The sequence below is a fragment of the Vibrio sp. M260118 genome, from assembly GCF_036533755.1.
Lineage (GTDB): Bacteria > Pseudomonadota > Gammaproteobacteria > Enterobacterales > Vibrionaceae > Vibrio.
This window is the reverse complement of record NZ_JATABG010000627.1, coordinates 1-1,036: the sequence shown is the minus strand read 5'-3', so window position 1 is coordinate 1,036 and position 1,036 is coordinate 1. Positions and strand designations below refer to the sequence as shown.

Here is a 1,036-nt window from a genome sequence, read left to right as displayed (position 1 = left end):
AGACTTATTGCAATTAATTATCATTACAGTTGGGTTGGGGGGGGAACAAAAACGGCTTGAGATTAAGCCGTTTTGTTAGATAACTTTACCTTCTAGCAGAGCTAGGTTTAGCTCTCTTGTCTTTCGGCAAACTTCTCTAAACCGAGCACCAACGCGATCGCACACAACATAAGAGCAATTGCGATACCAAGTTGCGATGATTGTGAAGTTAACACTTCAAAGTCAGCAGGTGATAGGTTGTGCTGAATCAAAGGTACTTGCTCGCCACTTGAGTTAGTACGCCATGTGATGGTCTCTTTCCATGGCCAGATTTTAGGTAATGTACCTAGCATTAAACCGGTTAAGAAAACTAGGGTTAAATCTCTGAAACGCTTTAGCAGCCACGAGAGTACATGTGAGAAGCTCAATAATCCGAGTACGCAGCCTGTTAAGAACAGTGCGAGAATGGGCACATCAAACGACTTAACTGCACCTAGTACTGGGGTATACATACCGATTAATAGCAGAATGAAGCTGCCTGATATTCCCGGTAGTATCATGGCGCAGATTGCGATACCCCCGGCGATTAAAACATTAATGCTCGACGGTTCTAGTTGCAGCGGGTTTAGCACAGTAATGCTGTAGGCAAAAGCAACGCCAAGGCACAAAAATACCAGTCGACTTAAGCTTCTGCGTTCTATCTGCTTAAGCATGTGGAACACAGAAACCAGAATCAGGCCAAAGAAAAACGACCATAGCGGAATGGGGTGATTCACGAGTAGCCATGATATGAGTTTAGCGAGCGTTGCGATGCTAGTAATTACGCCACCAAACAGGGCGCTCAGGAACAGACCATTGATATGCTGGAAAGCGGCTTTAAAGCCATCACGTTTCCAAATTCCAATAATACTAGGATTGATGCGACGAATGCTTTCGAGCAAGGTGTCGTAAATTCCTGTAATAAAAGCGATGGTTCCGCCTGATACACCCGGAACAACATCGGCTGCACCCATTGCCATTCCTTTGAGAAAAGTCGTTAAGTAGTTCATTGCGTATG

The 1,036-nt window shown here is 44.7% G+C and carries 1 protein-coding gene; it reads right to left on the bottom strand.

What is annotated here, in order from left to right; genetic code table 11:
• Window positions 1-107: 107 nt before the first annotated feature.
• Window positions 108-1,028 carry a DUF368 domain-containing protein gene (locus tag QTO00_RS20135; RefSeq protein WP_331426329.1) on the bottom strand — a complete coding sequence of 307 codons (921 nt, stop codon included), beginning with the start codon at window positions 1,026-1,028 and terminating at the stop codon, window positions 108-110.
• Window positions 1,029-1,036 lie beyond the last annotated feature (8 nt).